This is a genomic window from Micromonospora sp. BQ11 (assembly GCF_052068135.1).
Classification (GTDB): domain Bacteria; phylum Actinomycetota; class Actinomycetes; order Mycobacteriales; family Micromonosporaceae; genus Micromonospora.
Window position 1 is genome coordinate 721,464 of record NZ_JBQHDB010000001.1, and the last position, 19,157, is coordinate 740,620.

Consider the following 19,157-nt stretch of genomic DNA (forward strand, 5'->3'; position numbering starts at 1 on the left):
GGCCCGTCTCGCATCCGCGAGGCGGGCCGTTCGCCTTCCAGTGTCCCGTGCACGGCCGGCACCCCACCCGGGACTCGCCTCCAACCGGCCACCCGGCCGGCCCTGCCTCGCCGCCGGCCCGGCCCTGCCTCGCGTCGGTCCTGCTTCGCGGCCGGCGTCCTCCTACCGGCGCTGTCGAGCTGATGACGTGGACGACTCACACGCCTCCACCACCCGCCCGCCCACCCCGATCCATCCTCGACATCAGCCCGACAGGACCCGGTCCGTACCTGACCACCCAGCCCTCCCGCCCCCCACGACCGGGTTGATCAAGGAGTTTGCGTCAGCTCCGGGGCGGATCCTGACGCAAACTCCTTGATCGACCGGAGCCTGGAGCCCTGGAGCCGGGGCGGGGGCGGAGGCGGGGCGGGGCGGGGCGGGGGCGGGGTGTGCGGTTGGGGTGGGGTTACAGGCCGGAGAGGCGTTGGCCGGCTCGGACGACGGCCATCGCGTGACGTTCGCCGGGGCGGCGGCCGATGCGCTCGATGGGACCGGAGATGCTGATCGCGGCGATCACGCGGCCGGTGCGGTCGCGGATCGGCGCGGAGACGCTCGCCACACCCAACTCCCGCTCGGCGACGCTCTGCGCCCAGCCGCGACGGCGTACCTCGGCGAGGGTGCGACCGGTGAACTTCGACCGGGGCAGCAGCGGCATCACCGCCTCCGGGGGCTCCCAGGCGAGCAGGATCTGCGCCCCCGAACCGGCGGTCATCGGCAGCACCGAGCCGACCGGAACGGTGTCCCGCAGGCCGCTGGCCCGCTCCGCGGCGGCCACGCAGATGCGCTCGTCCGCGCGGCGCAGATAGAGCTGGGCGCTCTCGCCGGTGGCGTCCCGCAGCGCGGCGAGCAGCGGCTCCGCCGCCGTCAGGAGCACGTCCGGCGCGGCGTTGGCCAGCTCACCCAGGCGCGGGCCGGGGCGCCAGCGACCCTGGGTGTCCCGTACCAGCATCCGGTGGATTTCCAGAGCCTGCGCGAGCCGGTGCGCGGTGGCCCGGGGCAGCTTGGTTCGTTCAACGAGTTCGGCCAGGCTGGCGCCGTCGACACAGGCGGCCAGGATGACCACCGCCTTGTCGAGAACGCCGACACCGCTCATACTGTGTCCCACAAGCCGAAACTTACCTCCCAGAATTTAGGATGTCCAGATGGTGGGAGTCACTCCTGAGCCGAGGACCCTGGCCGAGAAGGTCTGGGACGCGCACGTCGTACGGTCCGTCGCGGGCGAGCCCGATCTGCTCTTCATCGACCTGCACCTGCTGCACGAGGTGACCAGCCCGCAGGCCTTCGACGGGCTGCGCCTCGCCGGTCGCCCCGTCCGCCGCACCGACCTGACGATCGCGACGGAGGACCACAACACCCCGACCGGGTACGCGGACCCGTCCTTCCGCTCGCGCCGTGGCGACCTGCTCACCATCGCCGACCCGACCTCCCGTACGCAGATCGAGACGCTGCGCCGCAACTGCGCCGAGTTCGGCGTGAAGCTGCACCCGCTGGGCGACGAGAACCAGGGCATCGTGCACGTGATCGGCCCGCAGCTCGGCCTCACCCAACCGGGCATGACGATCGTCTGCGGCGACTCGCACACCGCCACCCACGGCGCGTTCGGTGCGCTCGCCTTCGGCATCGGCACCAGCGAGGTCGAGCACGTGCTGGCCACCCAGACGCTGCCGCAGGCGCGGCCCCGGACGATGGCGGTGAACGTCACCGGCCGGCTCGGTCCCGGTGTCACCGCCAAGGACCTGGTGCTCGCCCTGATCGCCCAGGTCGGCACCGGCGGCGGTCGCGGCCACATCGTCGAGTACCGGGGCGAGGCGATCCGGGCCCTCTCGATGGAGGGCCGCATGACGATCGCCAACATGTCCATCGAGTGGGGTGCCAAGGCGGGCATGATCGCGCCCGACGAGACCACCTTCGCGTACCTCAAGGGGCGGCCGAACGCACCCACGGGCGCCGACTGGGACGCGGCGGTTGCCTGGTGGCGGACGCTGCCCACCGACGAGGGCGCGACGTTCGACGCGGAGGTCACCCTCGACGCGAGCCGCATCACGCCGTTCGTCACCTGGGGCACCAACCCCGGCCAGGGCGCGCCGCTCGGCGCGGCCGTGCCGGCGCCGGAGGAGTTCGTCACCGAGGCGGAGCGGACCGCCGCCCACCGCGCGCTGGAGTACATGGGTCTCACGCCCGGCACCCCGCTGCGTGACCTCGCGGTCGACGTGGTCTTCGTCGGGTCCTGCACCAACGGGCGCCTGGAGGATCTGCGCGCCGCGGCCGACGTGCTGCGGGGCAACACTGTCGCCGACGGCGTACGGATGCTGGTGGTGCCCGGTTCCGCGGCCGTGCGGGAGGCCGCGGAGGCCGAGGGGCTGGACAAGGTCTTCACCGACGCCGGTGCCGAGTGGCGCTTCGCCGGCTGTTCGATGTGCCTGGGCATGAACCCGGACACGCTGTCCCCGGGCCAGCGCGCCGCCTCCACCTCCAACCGCAACTTCGAGGGCCGCCAGGGCCGGGGCGGACGTACCCACCTGGTCTCCCCGCCGGTCGCCGCCGCCACCGCCGTGGTCGGTCGCCTGGCCGCTCCCGCCGACCTGTAGAAGGGGACATCGCTGATGGACAGGTTCACCACCCACACCGGCACCGCCGTGCCGCTGCGTCGTTCCAACGTGGACACCGATCAGATCATCCCCGCCGTGTACCTCAAGCGGGTGACACGGACCGGTTTCGCCGACGGGCTGTTCAACGCCTGGCGGGAGGACCCGGAATTCGTCCTGAACGATGCCGCGTATTCCGGAGCGTCGATTCTCGTGGCGGGCCCGGAGTTCGGCACCGGGTCGTCCCGCGAGCACGCTGTGTGGGCCCTGCGCGACTGGGGCTTCCGGGCGGTCATCTCGCCCCGCTTCGGTGACATCTTCCGGGGCAACTCTCTCAAAGAGGGTCTGCTCCCGGTCGAGTTGGAATTGAAAGCGGTCGAGGAGATCTGGAATCTCGTCGAGGCCGATCCGACCGCGCCGGTCACCGTCGACCTGACCGCGCGGGAGGTCCGGGCCGGGAACGCCACCTGGTCGTTCCCCATGGACGACTTCAGTCGCTGGCGTTTGATGGAGGGCCTGGACGACATTGGACTGACCCTCCGACACGAGGCCGACATCACCACCTTCGAGGCGTCCCGCCCGTCGTTCCTGCCGTCGGTCGCATAGCCGTACGTCCGATCGCACAGCGGATTCCGCCCCCACCGGTCCTGCCGGTGGGGGCGAATCCGTTGCGACACAAGGGCTTTTTTCGCGCGAATGTTTGTGTCCCGGCAGCACAGGGCATACCGTGCGCGCAGAATGGCTCGCGTCGGGTCAGTTGCACAATCGGGAGGAAGTCGTGAACAAGGCCGAGCTCATCGAGGCGCTCGCCGTTCGCCTGGGGGACCGGAAGACGGCGACGGCCGCGCTCGACGCGGTTCTCGCTGAGGTCCAGGCGGCGGTCACCAAGGGCGAGAAGGTGGCGATCACGGGATTCGGAGCGTTCGAAAAGCGCGTCCGGGGTGCCCGAACAGCACGCAATCCGCGGACTGGTGAGGCGGTGAAGGTCAAGAAGACATCCGTCCCGACCTTCCGCGCGGGTGCCGGTTTCAAGGAGATGGTGGCCAGCGGCAAGGTGCCGAAGGCCACGGCGGCGGCGAAGAAGACCGCCACGCCCGCCGCGCCCGCCGCCAAGACGGCCGGTGCCAAGGCGACCGGCGCGAAGGCGACGGCCGCGGCGAAGAAGACCACCGCGGCGAAGGCCACCAAGGCCACCAAGACCACCGCGGCCAAGAAGACCGCGACCGCGAAGGCGGCCCCGGCGAAGAAGAGCGCCGCGACCGCGAAGGCCACCGGGGCGAAGAAGACCGCCGCGGCGGCGAGCAAGAGCGCGGCGGCCAAGAAGACCACCGCGAAGAAGGCGCCGGCCAAGAAGGCGGCGACCAAGCGCTGATCCCTCAGGCGTACGACGCGGGCGTCCACCGGTTGCGGTGGGCGCCCGCGTCGCGTTCGTCGGGTGTACGCCCGGCGCGAGCGTTAAGCGGGGGCCCTTCCTTACAAGCGGTCCAGGGCGAGGAGGTGGTCGTCGGCGAAGGCCAGCAGCCAGCCGCCGCCCTTCGGGGTGGTGAAGTCGTCGGCGCGGCCGGTGAGCCGCTCCAGGGCCCCCGGGATCACCTTTCCCTGGCTGCACACCGCCACCGGCTCCCCGCCGCCCGCCAGCGTCGTCAACCGCGCCGCGGCGGCCAGCGTGCACTCCTCGGGTTGCTGGCCGGGCCGCGGCTCGTCGAGGTCGCCGCACACCTCGATCGGCAGGTCCAGCAGGGCCGCCGACGGGTCGAGCGTCTGTACGCAGCGACGGGCCGACGCGGACAGCAACCGGGACGGCCGGACCAGCGCCACCAGTGTGGCCAGTTCGTGGGCCCGCGCCCAGCCCTGGGCGTCGAGGGGCCGGCCGGTGTCCGGCCCGGACCACGTGGTCCGCTTGCCGGCGTGCGCGTGCCGCACCAGCGCCATCGTGCCGGTGACCCGGGGCAGCGCGGCGAACGCGGCCAGCACCTCGGCGTCGTGCGGGTAGCTGACCAGACGGATCGCCTCGTCGGTGTCCAGCCAGCACACGTCGTCGACCTCGGTGCCGGGCTCGAAGCCGCCGGTGGCCACCGCCCGCATCGACCAGTAGTCGACCCGCTTCGGCCGCCCCTCGCTGCGGTAGTGCACGGTGGGCAGCCGCACCTGCGGCACCGCCCGGTTGTCGGACTCCTCGGCCACCTCGCGCACGGCGGCCGTCAACGGATGCTCGCCCCGCTCCAGCTTGCCCTTCGGCAGCGTCCAGTCCTTGTAGCGGGGCCGGTGCACCAGGCACACCTCGACCCCGTCGGATGCCGGTCGCCAGACCACTCCGCCGGCCGCCCGGATCTCGGTCATCGCAGCCACCGGGTCCGGCGCCGGCGGCTGGCCCGACGCCAGGCCGCAGGGAACTCCGCGCGTACGCGACGGACCACGGTCCGTTCCCGCTCGGCCAGCCGTCCGGCGGTGACCGCCAACGCGTGGTCCGCCGGCCGGCTGTCGGCCACCGAGAGCCAGGTGTCCGCGGCCACCGCCGCGTCCTGGTGCTCGCCGAGCAGGTCCTGCACGCGGCCCAGCCGGCGGTTGAGTTCCCGGGCGTCCTCGCCGAGCACGGGTGTCACCGACTTCACCGCCGCCCGGACCCGCTTCCCCTCCTTGCGGACCTCGTGCCACTGCTCGTCGCGGCCGTCCTGCTCCAGGGCGGACACGCTGCCCGGTCGGGATCCGTCACCGGCCAGCCGCCGCCACCGCCGGGCCACCAGCCGGGGCAGCACCCGCCCCGCCGGCCGACCGGCCCGTCGGGTCAGCAGGGGCGAGCGCGCGGCCAGGACCAGTGCCTCCACCAGGGCCACGTACCGCTCGGACCGCAGGGCCGCGTCGACGGCCGCGAGCGCCTCCTCCTGGCGCCGCGCGAGGACCTCGTCCAGCCGGTCCACCGCCTCGCCGTCGAGCGGGCTGGTCGGGTCGGCGGTGGCCGTACGCCGCAGCCGCTCCCGCAGCACCTCGGCGTCGCGAGCGTCGCCGAGCGCGTCGGCCAGCCAGGTCAGCTCGTCGCGCAGCGGGCGGGCCCAGTCGGGCCGGAGCAGGCGCGAGAACGTCTTCAGGTCGGCCCGCAGTCGCCGGCAGGCCACCCGCATCTGGTGCACGGCCGTGCGGCCGTCGTCGCCCGCGAGGCGCTGCCGCGCCAGCGGGTCGTGCGCCAGCAGCCGGCGCACCTCCCGGCGTACCGCCTCGGTCACCACGTCGCCCGCGGTGGGCGCGGCGGGGAGGCTCCGCGGCGGCACCAGGTCCGGCTCGCCCTCGGCGGCCGGCCCCAGCGCCCGTACGTGCTTCGGCGTGAACCCACCTCCACGGGCGCCCGCCGTCCGCAGCAGCGTGCCGATCCGGTCCAGCAGGTTCCGGTCCCCGGCCTTGCGTTCGACCTCCAGCTCGCGGAACGCGCCGGTGGCCGTCCCGTCCACCTTCTCCACCGTGACGTGGTCGTCCACCACCTCGGCGAGCACGGTGCCGTCGGCGTCGTGCACGTCGTACGCCTCCCGCACCGTGCGGACCACCGCGGCCGGTGCCAGCGGTGCGCCCCGGTGGAAGACGGTGACCAGCTCGACCAGCTCGGCCGGGGGTGCGCCGGCGGCGCCGGCCCGGGAGATCTCGTGCCGGACGCCAGGACTGTCGGTCGGCAGCTTCACCGTCCAGGGCAGGTCGTCGCCCTGGCGGTGGCGCAGCGACACCCCGGCCCGCGCCAGCCGGAGGTCGACCGTGTCGTGGTAGGTGGCGACCAGGGTGGCCGCCGGCCGCGCGCGTACGCCGCCACCGGTCGGGGCGGCGCCGGCCAGGTCCGGCAGGACCCAGCCGTCGTCCACCGCGTACTTCCGCTCCTCCTCGACCATCTCGTCAGCCTAGGCGCGGTCAGCCGGCCGTGCCGCCGACGCGACGCAGCAGCAGTTCCTGGAGGTCCACCAGGGGCGCGTCCTCGCTGCCGGTGCGCCGGGTCCAGGTGCCGTCGCCGGCCAGCTCGAACGCGTCGACGTCCGGACCCATCGCCGTCTCCATGACGTGGTCCAACTCGGCCCGTGCGACCGGGTCGCTGACCTGGACCAGTGCCTCCACCCGGCGGTCCAGGTTGCGGTGCATCAGGTCCGCCGAACCCATCCAGAACTCCGCGTCGCCGTTGTTGCCGAACCGGAAGATGCGGGAGTGCTCCAGGAACCGGCCGAGGATCGACCGGACGCGGATGTTCTCCGACAGGCCCGGCACGCCGGGGCGCAGCGTGCACATGCCCCGGATCAGCAGGTCGACGTGGACCCCGGCCCGGGAGGCCCGGTAGAGCGCGTCGGTCAGCTCCTCGTCGACCAGCGAGTTCACCTTGAACTGCACGAGGCCCGGCATGCCGAGCCGGACGTGCGCGATCTCCCGGTCGATCCGCTCCACCAGGCCGCGGCGGATGCCCTGCGGCGCGACGAGCAGTCGCCGGAACGCGGTCTGCCGGCTGTAGCCGGTCAGCACGTTGAACAGGTCGGTCAGGTCGGCGCCGATCTCCGGGTCGGCGGTGAGCATCCCGAAGTCCTCGTAGAGCCGGGCGGTCTTCGGGTGGTAGTTGCCGGTGCCGATGTGGCAGTACCGGCGGATCTGGTTGCCCTCCTGGCGTACGACGAGAGCGGTCTTGCAGTGCGTCTTGAGGCCGACCAGGCCGTAGACGACGTGACAGCCGGCGCGTTCCAGGGTGCGTGCCCAGCCGATGTTGGCGATCTCGTCGAACCGGGCCTTCAGCTCCACCAGCACCACCACCTGCTTGCCGGCGGCGGCGGCGTCGACGAGCGCGTCGACGATCGGGGAGTCGCCGCTGGTGCGGTAGAGGGTCTGCTTGATGGCGAGCACGTGCGGGTCGGCGGCGGCCTGCTCGACGAAGCGCTGCACGCTCGTCGCGAACGAGTGGTACGGGTGGTGCACCAGCACGTCCCCGTCCCGCAGGGTGGCGAAGACGCTGCGCGGCACCTCGCCCTCGGCGAGCCGGGGATGGGTGGCCGGCACGAAGGGCGGGTCCTTGAGGTCCGGCCGGTCGGCCTCGCCGTACACCTGCCACATCGCGGACAGGTCGAGCAGGCCGCGCACCCGCAGGACGTCGTGGGCGTCCATGTCCAGCTCGCGGACGAGCAGCTCCAGCATGTGGTCGGAGATGGAGGCCTCGACCTCCAGCCGTACCGGCGGGCCGAACCGGCGCCGGGCCAGTTCCCGCTCCAGCGCCTGGAGCAGGTCCTCGTCGCGGTCCTCGTCCACCTCCACCTCGGCGTTGCGGGTGACCCGGAACAGGTGGCACTCGACCACCTGCATGCCGGAGAAGAGCTGCCCGAGGTGGACGGAGATGAGGTCCTCGACGGGCAGCATCCGGACGCCCGGCTGGTCCCGGTCGACACGGACGAACCGGGGCACGTTGTTCGGCACCTTCACCCGGGCGAACAGCTCCCCGCCGCCGTCGTGGTCGCGGACCGCGACGGCCAGGTTCAGCGAGCGCCCCGAGATGTACGGGAAGGGGTGCGCCGGGTCCACCGCGAGCGGGGTGAGCACCGGGAAGATCTGGTCCCGGAAGTAGGTGCGCAGCCGTTCCCGTTCGGCGTCGCCCAGCTCGGCCCAGCGCAGTATGCGGATGCCCTCGGCGGCCAGCTTCGGCAGCACGTCGTCGACGAAGCACGTGGCGTGCCGGGCGGTCAGCGTGGCGGCCGTCTCCGAGATCCGCTCCAGCTGGGTGCGCAGCGGCACGCGGTCACCGCCGCGGACCGGCAGGCCGGCGGAGAGCCGCCGCTTCAGACCGGCCACCCGCACCATGTAGAACTCGTCCAGGTTGCTGGCGAAGATGGCCAGGAACTTCGCCCGCTCCAGCAGCGGCGTGCGCTGGTCCTCGGCCAGCGCCAGCACGCGGGCGTTGAAGTCGAGCCAGGACAGCTCCCGGTTGAGGAACCGGTCCTCGGGCAGCGGCTCGGCGGTCGGCCGGTCCTCGTCGGCCCAGGAGGGCAGGACGGCCGGCACCGGCACGGGGAAGTCGGCCGGGTCCAGCACCTCCTCCAGCCCTGCGGAGTCGGCCGCGGCGTCGGTGTCCGAGGGCACGTCGGCGCCGGGGCGGACACGCTCGACGCCCGGGACGGGAAGGAACCGGCCGTCGGCGCCCCGAATGCGGGTGCCGTTGCGGGAGCCGGGTGCTTCGGTGGCGTGGGGCTGGTCGGTGGGATGCTCGCGAGGGGTGCTCACCCGCTCATCTTCACCCGACGCGGGTTAACGCAAAATGAACTTGGGCGGGGTGCATCAGGCCATGGTCGGCAATGTCACGCGTACGACCGTGCCGTCCGGCTCGCTGTCGATGCGGACCCGCTGGCCCAGGCGGAGCAGCCGGAGCCCGGAGGCGTCGAACGCCCGCGCGCCGAAGGTCAGCTCGGTGCCGTCGTCGAGCAGCAGCACGCCACCGCGGGTCGACGCGTCGAAGCTGGCCACCGTCCCCTGCATGCCCCGGACGCTACACCGCCGGCGCGGACGCCGGACAGCCGCCGGACGCCAGGGCCGCCGTCCGGGGCCCCAGACCGAGCCGGGCCGCCGCGGTCAGGTCGTCGGCGGTGTCCACGTCCCGGCGCAGGCTCGGCCAGTCGCCGGTCAGGGCCACGGCTCCGCTGGCGGCGTGGGCGGCGGCCGAGTCGGCACCGAAGCGCGGGTCGAGGGGTACGCCGGGCGGCGCGGCGAGCAGCACGGTGCCGGTGCCGGGGGCGTCGGCGACGTAGCGGCGTACGCCCTCGGGGCCGGACCCCGCCGCGCGCAGCGCCTCCGCCAGCTCGGCCGGGCGCAGCGCGGGCAGATCGGCGGTGAGCCCGGCCACCCAGCCGCCGGCGGCGGACGCGCCGTGCCGGAACGCGGCGTTCAGGCCGGTGTCCGGCGTGTCCGCCAGCACCCGGGCGCCGACGAGGCCCACCGCCGCCGCGACCCGCGGATCGTCCGTGACGACCAGCACCCCGGCCACCGCGGGGCACGCCCGCACCGCCCGGACCGTGTCGGTCGCCAGCGCCAGGGCCAGCTCCTCGTGCGGTACGGCCGGCAGCGCGCCCCGCAGGCGGCTCTTCGCGGCGGCGAGGCGCTTCACCGGCACCACCACGGTCCAGCTCGGCTCGGGACCTCTCGGACTCACGCCGCAATCCTGCCAGCCGGACGGCGGTACCCTCACTGGCCGTACCCGGGGCGAGCAGGCATGATTTCCGCTGCGGGTGTCACGGCGCGGGCCGGGGCAGCAGGAGGAGGCACACGGTGGGGCGGCGCAGGCTGGGGTTCTGGCCACGGTTCGCCGTGGTGCTGGTCAAGCCGGTCATGACGGTCTGGACGCGGCGGACCTGGCGCGGCATGGAGCACCTGCGCGGCGACGGCGGTGTGATCATCGTGCCGAACCACATCTCCCACGCCGATCCACTTGTCGTCGCGCACTTCGTGCACGACTCCGGACGGTGGCCGCAGTTCCTCGGCAAGGCCAGCGTGTTCCGGGTCCCGGTGATCGGGTGGGTCCTGCACCGGTGCCGGCAGATCCCCGTCGAGCGGGGCTCGGTCGACGCGGTCAAGTCGCTGGACGCGCTGGTCGCGGCGCTGGCCGCGGGCGGCGCCGTGGTCATCTACCCGGAGGGCACCACCACCCGCGAGCCGGAGCTGTGGCCGATGAAGGGCAAGACCGGCGCGGCGCGGCTCGCGCTGGCCACCGGTGCACCGGTCGTCCCGGTGGCCATGTGGGGTCCCGAGCGGATCTTCGACCCCCGCACGACGCGCATCAACGTCCGCCCCCGGATTCCGGTGACCGTGGTCGCCGGCCCACCGGTCGACCTGAGCCGCTGGGCGGGTGCCACACCCACCAGGGCCGTCCTCGAGGAGATGACCGACACCATCATGCTGCGCCTGCGTGACATGCTCGCCGAGATCCGGGGCGGCACACCTCCACCGCTCTGGGAACGCCCGCCCCGTCCGGCCGTCGGCCGCGAGCAGCGCCCGGGAGCGACGGCGTGAGCGCGAGGAGTGAGCCGGGTTTGCGAGCCCCGCAGTCGCGATCGGAGGTGGCTCTGTGAGTGGGCACGTGGCGGTTCTGGGCGCCGGCTCGTGGGGGACGGCGTTCGCCAAGATCCTCGCTGACGCCGGACGCGACGTCACGATCTGGGCGCGCCGGGCACCGGTCGCCGACCAGATCCGCGCCGACCGGCGCAACCCCGAGTACCTGCCCGGCCTGGTGCTGCCGGAGCGGGTGACCGCGACCGGGGACGCCGCCGAGGCGATCACCGGGGCGGAGGTGGTGGTGCTGGCCGTGCCGTCGCAGACGCTGCGCGGCAACCTCGCCGACTGGACCCGGCACCTGCATTCCGACGCCACGCTGGTGTCGCTGATGAAGGGCATCGAGCTGGGCACGACCAAGCGGATGAGCGAGGTGATCGTGGAGACCGCCGGGGTGGCGGCGGACCGGGTGGTGGTCGTCTCCGGCCCCAACCTCGCGCCGGAGATCGCCGTCGAGCAGCCGGCCGCCACCGTGGTCGCCGGCACCGACTCCGACCGGGCCACCCTGGTCCAGCGCTCCATCACCACGCCGTACTTCCGGCCGTACACCAACGACGACGTGATCGGCTGCGAACTGGGCGGCGCGGTGAAGAACGTCATCGCGCTCGCGTACGGCATCGCCACCGCCATGGGCTTCGGCGACAACACCCGCGCCATGCTGGTCACCCGGGGACTGGCCGAGACCGCCCGGCTGGGCGTGGCGCTCGGCGCCGACCCGCTCACCTTCGCCGGCCTGGCCGGCATGGGCGACCTGGTCGCGTCCTGCTCGTCACCGCTGGCCCGGAACCGGACCTTCGGCGAGCACCTGGGGCGGGGCGCGACGCTGGAGGAGGCGCGGGTCGCCACCCGGCAGACGGCGGAGGGCGTCAAGAGCGCCCTGGCGATCCGCGACCTGGCCCGGGCGCACGGCGTGGAGATGCCGATCACCGAACAGGTCGAGCTGGTCTGCCACGAGGGCGTCGATCCACGGCTCGCGGTGGACGCCCTGATGAGCCGTACGACGAAGCCGGAGTGAGCCCCGTGCCCGAACCGCACGACGGCACCCGCTGCGTCCACGCCGGGCTCCCGGAGCCGGTGCCGGGGCAGCCGTTCCTGCCCGGTCCGGTGTTCGCCGCGCCGTACCACCTCGACCCGTGGGCCGGGCCCACCGCGTCGCCGAACGGCTACGGTCGGCCGGACAACCCGACGAGGCGGCTGCTGGAGGCGGCCGTCGGCGAGTTGGAGGCGGGGGACTGCCGGGTCTTCGCCAGCGGGCAGGCCGCGATCACCGGCCTGCTGCTGGCGCTGCTGAAGCCCGGTGACACCGTGCTGCTGCCGTCCGACGGCTACTTCCCGGTGCGCGCCTTCGCCACCGAGACCCTGGAGGGAATGGGCGTACGGGTCGTCTTCGCGCCCACCGCCGGCCCGTACCCGGACCTCGACGGCGTCCGGCTGGTGCTGCTGGAGACGCCGGCCAATCCCGGCCTGGACGTGGTGGACGTGCCCGCGCTGGCCGCCCGCGCGCACGCCGCCGGTGCCCTGGTCGCGGTGGACAACACGACCGCCACGCCGCTCGGGCAGCGCCCGCTGGACCTGGGCGCCGACCTGGTGGTCGCCTCCGGCACCAAGGCGCTCACCGGTCACTCGGACCTGCTGCTCGGCTACGTCGCCACCCGTACGCCCGACCTGCTGGACGCGGTGACCAGCTGGCGGACGGTCACCGGGGCGGTGCCGGGTGCCTTCGACGCCTGGCTCGCCCACCGGTCGCTGGCGACGCTGGACCTGCGCCTGGCCCGGCAGACCGCCAACGCCGAGGCCGTCGCCACGCTGCTGGCCGGTCGTCCCGACGTGACGGGGGTGCGCTGGCCGGGGCTGCCGGACGACCCGGCGTACGCGGTCGCGTCGGTCCAGATGCGACGGATGCCCGGGGTGCTCTCCTTCGACCTCGGCGACGCCGAGCGGGTCGCCCGCTTCCTCGACGCGGCCCGGCTGGTGGCCGCCGCCACCTCGTTCGGCGGCCTGCACACCTCCGCCGACCGGCGGGCCCAGTGGGGTGACGACACCACCCCGGGCTTCGTCCGGCTCTCCTGCGGCGTGGAGGACACCGTCGACCTGGTCGCCGACGTGACGGCGGCGCTGGACGCGGCCGGCTGATGCCCGACGGCCGGGCCGCCCTGGTCGAGCGGCTGCGGGCCGCCGGCTGCGTCTACGCCGAGGAGGAGGCGGACCTGCTCGCCGTCGAGGCGGGCACCGCCGGTGAGCTGGCCGACCTGGTGGACCGCCGGGTCGCCGGGCAGCCGCTGGAGCACCTGCTGGGGTGGGCCGAGTTCTGCGGCCGGCGGATCGCGGTGGGGCCGGGGGTGTTCGTGCCCCGCGCGCGTACCGCCCTGCTCGTGGACGCCGCCGCGGCGGTGACCGGCCCGGCGGCGGCCGTGGTGGAACTCTGCTGCGGCTCCGGCGCGATCGCCGCGGTGCTCGGGGACCGCCTCGCACCGCGCTGGCTGGCCGTGACGGACGTGGACGCCGAAGCCGTGGCGTACGCCCGGCGCAACCTCGCCGGGCTCGCCGCCGAGGTGTTCCACGGTGACCTGTTCGCGCCGCTGCCGCCCGCCTGGCGCGGTCGACTGGACCTGGTGGTGGCCAACGCCCCCTACGTGCCGACGGACGCCGTGGCACTCATGCCCCCCGAGGCCCGGCTGTACGAGGCGCCGGTGGCCCTCGACGGGGGCCCGGACGGCCTCGCGGTGCTGCGGCGGGTCGCCGAGGGCGCGGCCGGGTGGCTCGCGCCGGGCGGGCACCTGGTGGTGGAGGTCAGCGAGGGGCAGTCGGCGGCCCTGTGCACGGCGGTGACGGCGGTCGGCCTGGTGCCGGTGGTGGTACGCGACGACGAGCGGGACGCCGTCGCCGTCACCGCGCGGCGTCCGCCTCCGGTGGCCGAACCGCACCGTCGGTGACCCGGCACGGGCAGCGGGCCGGGCCGGTCCGGCCGGTCGGGTGACGGGTTCGGCCGCTCGGGCGTGGCCGACGCGGAAAGAGGGAACTAACCTCGCGTCAGGTTCGTGACGGTGGAGGGCGGAGTCGGGTGGTCAACGCAGGGGTGCCGGTGGTCGTCGGGCTGGACAACGGCGGCACCAGCAACAACGCCACGGTGCTCACCGTGGACGGCCGGTTCCTCGTCGACGGCCTGGTGGAGATCCCCAGTGAGGTGCACGCGGGGCCGGACGCGGCCATCGAGGCCCTGGCCCGGGCGCTCGACGGCGTCCTCGCGCTGACCGGGGTCCCCCGCGAGCTGGTCCGGGCGGTCGGGCTGGACACCCCCGGCCCGGCCAGCGCCGACGGGGTCATCTCGTCGCGCGGCTCGACCAACTTCTCCGAGCCGGCGTGGCGCGGCTACGACGTGCGGGGCGCGCTGGAACGACGTCTCGGTCTGCCGGTGGTCTATCTCAACGACGGCAACGCCGCCGCGCTCTACGCCCACCACACGTACTTCGGCGCGGACGCCATGCGCCGCTCGTCGGTGTCCGCGATCGTCGGCACCGGGCTCGGCGGTGGCGTGGTGGAGGCCGGCCGCGTGATCGCCGGGGCGGCCGGGATGGCCGGCGAGCTGGGCCACGTGCACCTGCCGCTGCAGGGGGTGCTCACTCCCGACCAGCCGGAACCGACCTGCGCGTGCGGGTTCGTCGGTGACGCCGAGAGCGTCGCGTCGCTGACCGCCATCGAGCGGAACCTGCTGCCGTACTGGCTGGCCCGTTTCCCCGGGCACCCGCTTGCCGCCGAGCCGCCCGCCCGGGCCGCGAAGCTGGTCCGCGGGTACGGCGAGCGGGGCGACGCGCTGGCCCGGGAGATCTTCCGGCAGCAGGCGGCGGCGATCGGCCGGCTGTTCACCCTCGCGGCCAACTTCACCGACCCGCACGCGTACTTCGTCGGGGGTGGCGTGGTGGAGGCGGCGCCGGAGTTCCGTGACTGGTTCCTGGCGACCGTACGCGAGCACACCGTGCTGCGGGAGGAGCAGGCGGACGCGGCCGTCTTCGCGCTGGTACCGGAGCGCGACATGGCCGGTGCCCGGGGGGTGGCGATCGCGGCGCTGGAGGCGCTGCGCGCCGAGCCCGCGCCGCAACCGCTCGTCGGCGGCTGACCCGCGCCACGCGCCCCCGCGCCCGGGGTGGGCGTCGGGGGCGCGCGGTCCGGGTCAGGCGCGGGGAGGTGCGGCGGCGAACGCCGCCCAGGCGTCCGGCGGAAAGCTCAGGACCGGGCCGGCCGGGTCCTTGGAGTCGCGGACACCGACGGTCTCGGGCAGCCGCGCCACCTCCACGCACGCTCCCTCGTCCCCGCTGTGACTGCTCTTGCGCCAGCCGGCCCGTGCCGGCTCCGTGCCCGTCGTCGTGGTCATCTGTCTACCGTCCTTTCAGCAGCTGGAGGAGCTGGTCCCGGCTGTCGGCCGGGCTGAGCGCCACGGTCCGCAGGTGCTCCATGATCTTGGTGCAGGTACGCAGGTCGCCCGGCCGGTCGAGGACCATCTGGCCGGCCACGGTCTCCACGGAGGCGATGATCGGATCCTCCGGGTCGGCGAACTCCAGGATGTGCAGCGAGCCCCGGGTGCCCCGGTGGTAGCCGGCGGCCAGGGGGATCACCTGCACGGTGATGTTCGGCAGCTCGCCCACCTTGAGCAGGTGGCGCAGCTGGCCCTGCATGACCGAGCGGTCGCCCACCGGCCGGAGCAGCGCGGCCTCGTCGAGGATCGCGTCGAAGATGGGCGGGTCGTCCCCGGTGAGCCGCTGCTGCCGGTCCAGCCGCAGCTGGACCCGCTGCTCGACCTGGTCGTCGCCGAGGGTGTGCGGGCCGCCGCGCATCACGCCCCGGACGTAGTCGGCGGTCTGGAGGAGCCCGGGCACCACGGACGGCTCGAAGTTGGCGATGCCGGTCGCCTCGGCCTCGAGAGCGATGAAGTCGATGGTGCGGCGGTCGAGCAGGTACGAGTAGGACACCCACCAGCCGGGCTTGCGCGCGTCCTTGGCCAGCTGCACCGCCGCCGCCACCTCGTCGGCGCCGACGCCGTAGAGCGTGAGCAGGGCGCGCACGGTCGCCGGGTTGACCAGGGTCTGCGCGTTCTCGTAGCGGGACAGGGTGCTGCGGGTGCTGTTGATCTCATCCGCCGCGGCCTCCAGGGTGAGGCCGGCGGCCTCCCGGTGGGCGCGCAGAGCGATGCCGAGCCGACGGGCCCGGGCGGTCTTCGGAGCCATGCATCGATGGTTGCATGTTTCCGGGAACGTGTACATGAGAGAACGCCGATGAGAGTTGCATTCACGGCCATCATGATGTCAATCTGTCATGGCGTCCTCACCGCCGGTTGTCGTGGCGACGGTGGTGGTGGGTGACCGGAGGGGATGGGGCGCGCGGTGATCGGGTTTCTCCCCCGTACCCGATCACCGCGTGCCTCGCCCGTTGGCCGCCAGCCGGAAGGGATCGTCGTGCGTACTGGTCAGCAGCACCGCACCGACCGGGTCGGCGGCGTCTCCACGCTGACGCGGTTCCTGGTGGTGCTCACGGACGTCCGCCCCGCCGACGGAGGCGGGCGTGACGAGCGCACCACGCCGGAACGGCGGCGTCAGGTCGTCGGCGCGAGCAGTCGCGAGGCCGCCGACCGGATCGCCGGCGCGTTCATGGCGCTCGGCATGGTGCGGGCCGGCCGGCAGCGGGTGAAGGTGATCGCCATCGGCCGGCGGCGCACCGGGTGAGACCCGCCCCCGGCGACGGCGTGGCCCGATGACCTCGCCGGGGGCGTCCCGGGCCGCTCAGAGCAGCTTGCGCCGCTTCAGGTACGCCACCAGGTCGTCGTAGACGCCACCCTCGTTGGCGAACATGGCCACGTTGCGGGCGGTCGCCATCCACGGACGGGTGGACGGCCGCACCTCCTTCAGCGCCCGCTCCAGGTCCCGCTGCTCGATCATCCGCACCTCGCCGGTGCGGACCGAGTCGGCCATCGCGAACTCGGCCGCCGTCTCGCAGAGGTGGGCCAGGTCCGCGCCGGAGTAGTCCTCGGTGGCGGCGACGACCTTCCGCAGGTCGATGTTGGCGATCGGCCGCTCCCGCAGGTGGTACTCCAGGATCGAGCCGCGGGCCTCGGCGTCCGGCGGCAGCACCAGAACCACCCGGTCGAGGCGTCCGGGGCGGCGCAGCGCCGGGTCCACGTCCCACGGGGTGTTCGTCGCGGCCAGCACGAACACGCCCTCGTTGCTGCCCTCCATGCCGTCCAGCTCGGCCAGCAGCTGGTTGCCGAGCGTCCGCATCGAGCTGGAGCCCACCTGCGAGCGCTTGTGGCCGAGCGCGTCGACCTCGTCGAGGAAGAGCACGCAGGGCGCGTTGCGGCGGGCCGCCTCGAACAGCTCGTGCAGGTTGCGCTCCGAGTTGCCCATCCACATGTCCAGCACGTCCACGATGGACAGCGAGATGAACTTCGCCCCCATCTCGCCGGCGACCGCCCGGGCCAGGAACGTCTTGCCGCAGCCGGGCGGGCCGTAGAGCATCAGGCCGCCGCGCAGGCTCTTGCCGTACATCCGGCGCAGCTCAGGGTTGCGCAGCGGGCCGAGGAAGGCCAGCTCCAGCCGCTCCTTGACCGCCGCCATGCCGCCGACGTCGGCCAGCCGGATCCCGGAGACCTCCACGTCGTACACCCGGTCGCCCTCCCCGACCACCGGCTCCGGCTCGTCGCCGGCGCGGGCGAAGCGCGGCGGCACGACGTCGGCCAGTTCCTGCTCGTAGGCGGCGAGCGGATCCGGCCCGGCGGTCGCGGTCGGACCGGCGGGCGCCGGTCGCTGCGCGGGCGGCCGCGGGTCGGCCGGAGCCGGCGGTACGGTCCCACCGCCCAGCGCCCGCTGCATGAGCGCCTGCGCCGCGTCGCTGCCCGGGTCCCGGGCGAGCGCCTGCCCGATCTGGGCGATCGCCTCGGAGGGCCGACCCGCGTCCAGCAGCAGCGTGGCGAGGTGGAGGCGGAGCGGCAGGTCGTCCGGACGGCCGTCGAGGGCCGCCGTCAGCGAGTCGATGAGAGGATCGGGGCTCATAGGACGAGCAGCGTAGTGGCCCTGCCCACGCCCCGGTGACCCACGATGGCCGTGACGCACCGTATATCGCTCGTTGACCGGTTGCCGTGCTGCCCGGTCGTGTGCCCGGGTATCGGCCGCCGACGCTGGCCACGCACAGTAAGGTCAACCGGGTGAGCGCGTACGAGCGAGAGACTCGCGTACGAGAGGTGACCCAGTGACCACCCCAGGCAGGACCCGTGTGGCGATCGTCTTCGGCGGCCGCAGCCCGGAGCACGGCATCTCGTGCGTCAGCGCCGGCAGCGTGCTCGGTGCACTGGACCCCGACGAGTTCGAGGTGGTGCCGGTGGGCATCACCCGGGCCGGCCAGTGGGTGCTGACCAGCGGCGACCCGGACCAGTTGGCGATCAACGCCCGGCGGCTGCCGGAGATCACCGCGGCCTCCGGGACGGACGTCGTGCTGCGCGCCGACCCCACCGGCAACGGCCTGATGGTCCTCGACCCGACCGAGGGGCCTCGCGCGCTCGCCGACGTCGACGTGGTGTTCCCGGTGCTGCACGGCGCCTACGGTGAGGACGGCACCATCCAGGGCATGCTGGAGATGGCCGGCATCCCGTACGTCGGGGCGAACGTGTTCGCGTCGGCCGCCGCCATGGACAAGGAGTTCACCAAGAAGCTCTGCGCCGCCGAGGGGATCCCGGTCGGCCCGTACGTGGTGCTGCGCAACGGGATGACGCTGAGCGAGGAGGACAAGCAGCGCCTCGGCCTGCCGGTCTTCGTCAAGCCCTCCCGGGCCGGCTCGTCGTTCGGCATCACCAAGGTCGGCGACTGGGCCGACCTCGACGCCGCGGTGGCCACCGCGCGGCAGATCGACCCGAAGGTGCTCGTCGAGGGCGCGGTCGTGGGCCGCGAGATCGAGTGCGGCGTGCTGGAGGGCGAGGCCGGCGGGGCGCCGGAGGCGTCGGTGCTCGCCGAGGTACGGGTGGTCGGTGACTACGACTTCTACGACTTCGAGGCGAAGTACATCGACTCCGAGTCCGCCTGCGAGTACGACATCCCGGCCGGCCTGCCGGAGCGGGTGACCCGCCAGGTCCAGGAGTACGCGGTGCGGGCCTTCACCGCCCTGGACTGCGCCGGCCTGGCCCGGGTCGACTTCTTCGTGACCCCGGAACTGGACGTCTACCTCAACGAGATCAACACGATGCCGGGCTTCACGCCGAGTTCGATGTTCCCCCGCATGTGGGCGGCCTCCGGCCTGGAGTACCCGAAGCTGGTCAACCGCCTCATCCGCACCGCCCTGCACCGCGGCACCGGCCTGCACTGACCACCCCCACGCCCGGGTGCCCGCGCCCAGGTGCCCGTGCCCGGGTGCCCGCGCCCGGACGTGCGTGCAGAAACAGAGAAAGAGTGGCCATTCCGCGTCGGATGGCCACTCTTTCTCGGTAATTGTCGGCCGGGGCGGGGCGGGGCGGGGCGG

19 protein-coding genes are annotated in these 19,157 nt (G+C 73.8%); 10 read left to right on the forward strand and 9 right to left on the reverse strand.

The window, feature by feature from the left end:
- Positions 1-445: 445 nt before the first annotated feature.
- The gene (locus tag ACTMSW_RS03480; protein WP_357038117.1) at positions 446-1,132 is read right to left on the reverse strand and encodes an IclR family transcriptional regulator; all 687 of its coding nucleotides are present in this window, start codon (positions 1,130-1,132) and stop codon (positions 446-448) included.
- A 49-nt stretch (positions 1,133-1,181) separates the two neighbouring features.
- Between ACTMSW_RS03480 and leuC the strand changes: the two genes are divergently transcribed.
- The 3 genes from leuC to ACTMSW_RS03495 all read left to right on the forward strand — a co-directional run bounded on the left by leuC (position 1,182) and on the right by ACTMSW_RS03495 (position 3,996).
- The gene (leuC, locus tag ACTMSW_RS03485) at positions 1,182-2,627 is read left to right on the forward strand and encodes a 3-isopropylmalate dehydratase large subunit (protein ID WP_441178945.1); all 1,446 of its coding nucleotides are present in this window, start codon (positions 1,182-1,184) and stop codon (positions 2,625-2,627) included.
- A gap of 15 nt (positions 2,628-2,642) precedes the next feature.
- Entirely contained in the window at positions 2,643-3,230 is a 588-nt protein-coding gene (gene leuD / locus ACTMSW_RS03490) for a 3-isopropylmalate dehydratase small subunit (protein ID WP_441178946.1), read from the forward strand.
- A gap of 172 nt (positions 3,231-3,402) precedes the next feature.
- Positions 3,403-3,996, forward strand: coding sequence for an HU family DNA-binding protein (locus ACTMSW_RS03495; RefSeq protein WP_441178947.1), 594 nt, complete (start codon positions 3,403-3,405; stop codon positions 3,994-3,996).
- 101 nt (positions 3,997-4,097) lie between these two features.
- Here the strand turns inward: ACTMSW_RS03495 and ACTMSW_RS03500 are convergent, their stop codons facing one another.
- Genes ACTMSW_RS03500 through cofC form a run of 5 tightly spaced genes read right to left on the reverse strand, consistent with a single transcriptional unit; the run spans position 4,098 to position 9,768 of the window.
- On the reverse strand, positions 4,098-5,006 hold the full coding sequence (locus ACTMSW_RS03500; protein ID WP_441179053.1) for an NUDIX hydrolase: 909 nt from the start codon (positions 5,004-5,006) through the stop codon (positions 4,098-4,100).
- Positions 4,961-6,493 carry a CYTH and CHAD domain-containing protein gene (locus ACTMSW_RS03505; protein WP_441178948.1) on the reverse strand — a complete coding sequence of 511 codons (1,533 nt, stop codon included), beginning with the start codon at positions 6,491-6,493 and terminating at the stop codon, positions 4,961-4,963. The genes ACTMSW_RS03500 and ACTMSW_RS03505 overlap by 46 nt, the downstream gene beginning before the upstream one ends.
- A 19-nt stretch (positions 6,494-6,512) precedes the next feature.
- The gene (locus tag ACTMSW_RS03510) at positions 6,513-8,846 is read right to left on the reverse strand and encodes an RNA degradosome polyphosphate kinase (RefSeq protein ID WP_441178949.1); all 2,334 of its coding nucleotides are present in this window, start codon (positions 8,844-8,846) and stop codon (positions 6,513-6,515) included.
- A gap of 54 nt (positions 8,847-8,900) precedes the next feature.
- A complete protein-coding gene (locus tag ACTMSW_RS03515) occupies positions 8,901-9,098 on the reverse strand; it encodes a cold-shock protein (protein WP_441178950.1) in 198 nt (65 codons plus the stop codon).
- A gap of 10 nt (positions 9,099-9,108) precedes the next feature.
- On the reverse strand, positions 9,109-9,768 hold the full coding sequence (cofC, locus tag ACTMSW_RS03520) for a 2-phospho-L-lactate guanylyltransferase (RefSeq protein WP_441178951.1): 660 nt from the start codon (positions 9,766-9,768) through the stop codon (positions 9,109-9,111).
- A gap of 116 nt (positions 9,769-9,884) precedes the next feature.
- Here cofC and ACTMSW_RS03525 point away from each other — a divergent pair, with 116 nt between their 5' ends.
- The 5 genes from ACTMSW_RS03525 to ACTMSW_RS03545 all read left to right on the forward strand — a co-directional run bounded on the left by ACTMSW_RS03525 (position 9,885) and on the right by ACTMSW_RS03545 (position 14,778).
- Complete coding sequence (locus ACTMSW_RS03525) at positions 9,885-10,625, forward strand: lysophospholipid acyltransferase family protein (RefSeq protein WP_441178952.1); 741 nt, start codon at positions 9,885-9,887, stop codon at positions 10,623-10,625.
- Positions 10,626-10,680: 55 nt separating this feature from the next.
- The gene (locus tag ACTMSW_RS03530; protein WP_441178953.1) at positions 10,681-11,679 is read left to right on the forward strand and encodes an NAD(P)H-dependent glycerol-3-phosphate dehydrogenase; all 999 of its coding nucleotides are present in this window, start codon (positions 10,681-10,683) and stop codon (positions 11,677-11,679) included.
- Between the two features lie 5 nt (positions 11,680-11,684).
- Positions 11,685-12,797: a cystathionine gamma-lyase gene (locus ACTMSW_RS03535; RefSeq protein WP_441178954.1), complete on the forward strand. Its 1,113-nt coding sequence runs from the start codon at positions 11,685-11,687 to the stop codon at positions 12,795-12,797.
- On the forward strand, positions 12,797-13,597 hold the full coding sequence (locus tag ACTMSW_RS03540; RefSeq protein WP_441178955.1) for a putative protein N(5)-glutamine methyltransferase: 801 nt from the start codon (positions 12,797-12,799) through the stop codon (positions 13,595-13,597). Before ACTMSW_RS03535 ends, ACTMSW_RS03540 begins: the two co-directional genes overlap by 1 nt.
- A 128-nt stretch (positions 13,598-13,725) precedes the next feature.
- Complete coding sequence (locus ACTMSW_RS03545; RefSeq protein ID WP_441178956.1) at positions 13,726-14,778, forward strand: ROK family protein; 1,053 nt, start codon at positions 13,726-13,728, stop codon at positions 14,776-14,778.
- Positions 14,779-14,832: 54 nt separating this feature from the next.
- Here the strand turns inward: ACTMSW_RS03545 and ACTMSW_RS03550 are convergent, their stop codons facing one another.
- Together ACTMSW_RS03550 and ACTMSW_RS03555 are read right to left on the reverse strand one after the other, a co-directional pair.
- Positions 14,833-15,033 carry a DUF397 domain-containing protein gene (locus tag ACTMSW_RS03550; protein WP_441178957.1) on the reverse strand — a complete coding sequence of 67 codons (201 nt, stop codon included), beginning with the start codon at positions 15,031-15,033 and terminating at the stop codon, positions 14,833-14,835.
- 4 nt (positions 15,034-15,037) lie between these two features.
- Positions 15,038-15,883: a helix-turn-helix domain-containing protein gene (locus tag ACTMSW_RS03555; RefSeq protein ID WP_441178958.1), complete on the reverse strand. Its 846-nt coding sequence runs from the start codon at positions 15,881-15,883 to the stop codon at positions 15,038-15,040.
- Positions 15,884-16,162: 279 nt separating this feature from the next.
- On the opposite strand from ACTMSW_RS03555, the gene ACTMSW_RS03560 reads away from it, so the two are divergent.
- On the forward strand, positions 16,163-16,378 hold the full coding sequence (locus ACTMSW_RS03560; RefSeq protein WP_441179054.1) for a hypothetical protein: 216 nt from the start codon (positions 16,163-16,165) through the stop codon (positions 16,376-16,378).
- A gap of 57 nt (positions 16,379-16,435) precedes the next feature.
- Here ACTMSW_RS03560 and ACTMSW_RS03565 read toward each other — a convergent pair whose 3' ends face one another.
- A complete protein-coding gene (locus ACTMSW_RS03565) occupies positions 16,436-17,701 on the reverse strand; it encodes an ATP-binding protein (RefSeq protein ID WP_441178959.1) in 1,266 nt (421 codons plus the stop codon).
- A gap of 196 nt (positions 17,702-17,897) precedes the next feature.
- Between ACTMSW_RS03565 and ACTMSW_RS03570 the strand changes: the two genes are divergently transcribed.
- The gene (locus ACTMSW_RS03570) at positions 17,898-19,004 is read left to right on the forward strand and encodes a D-alanine--D-alanine ligase family protein (protein WP_441178960.1); all 1,107 of its coding nucleotides are present in this window, start codon (positions 17,898-17,900) and stop codon (positions 19,002-19,004) included.
- The last annotated feature ends 153 nt before the right edge of the window (positions 19,005-19,157 follow it).

Bases quoted from the DNA above. Each gene is read 5' to 3' on its own strand.
- ACTMSW_RS03555 (WP_441178958.1), bottom strand. From the start codon at position 15,883: ATGGCTCCGAAGACCGCCCGGGCCCGTCGGCTCGGCATCGCTCTGCGC.
- ACTMSW_RS03505 (WP_441178948.1), bottom strand. From the start codon at position 6,493: ATGGTCGAGGAGGAGCGGAAGTACGCGGTGGACGACGGCTGGGTCCTG.
- leuD (WP_441178946.1), top strand. From the start codon at position 2,643: ATGGACAGGTTCACCACCCACACCGGCACCGCCGTGCCGCTGCGTCGT.
- ACTMSW_RS03540 (WP_441178955.1), top strand. From the start codon at position 12,797: ATGCCCGACGGCCGGGCCGCCCTGGTCGAGCGGCTGCGGGCCGCCGGC.
- ACTMSW_RS03565 (WP_441178959.1), bottom strand. From the start codon at position 17,701: ATGAGCCCCGATCCTCTCATCGACTCGCTGACGGCGGCCCTCGACGGC.
- ACTMSW_RS03550 (WP_441178957.1), bottom strand. From the start codon at position 15,033: ATGACCACGACGACGGGCACGGAGCCGGCACGGGCCGGCTGGCGCAAG.
- ACTMSW_RS03480 (WP_357038117.1), bottom strand. From the start codon at position 1,132: ATGAGCGGTGTCGGCGTTCTCGACAAGGCGGTGGTCATCCTGGCCGCC.
- leuC (WP_441178945.1), top strand. From the start codon at position 1,182: ATGGTGGGAGTCACTCCTGAGCCGAGGACCCTGGCCGAGAAGGTCTGG.
- ACTMSW_RS03515 (WP_441178950.1), bottom strand. From the start codon at position 9,098: ATGCAGGGGACGGTGGCCAGCTTCGACGCGTCGACCCGCGGTGGCGTG.